Below are 294 nucleotides of genomic sequence, written 5' to 3'. Positions count from 1 at the left end.
GACTTGAGAATGAAGCTGCCGGCAGCCGCCACCTGCTCCCCGGCCTTCAGCCCCTCGCGCACCTCCACGAAGCCGTCGCTGCGGCTCCCCAGCGTCACTGCACGAACGTCGAAACCCTCGTCGGTGCGCACGAAGACACTGCTCTGCTGCTCGACCTCCTGCACGGCCGAAAGCGGGATCACCGCCTTGGCCGCATGGCGTTCGGTGGCCAGTGCGACGGAGACGAACAGGCCGGGGCGCCATACGCCATCGGCGTTGTCCAGGGTGATGCGGCCCGTGGCCGTGCGCGTCTGC

1 protein-coding gene is annotated in these 294 nt (G+C 69.0%); it reads right to left on the bottom strand.

The features are described 5' to 3' along the window. Positions 1-294, bottom strand: a 294-nt coding sequence (locus J0A65_RS27065; protein WP_416135352.1) for an efflux RND transporter periplasmic adaptor subunit, incomplete at both ends; no start/stop codon positions are given.

Origin of the sequence: Bowmanella yangjiangensis, from assembly GCF_017255015.1 — a bacterium.
Lineage (GTDB): Bacteria > Pseudomonadota > Gammaproteobacteria > Enterobacterales > Alteromonadaceae > Bowmanella > Bowmanella yangjiangensis.
Note: the sequence above shows the minus strand (reverse complement) of the source record. Positions and strands in the feature narration are given on the sequence as shown.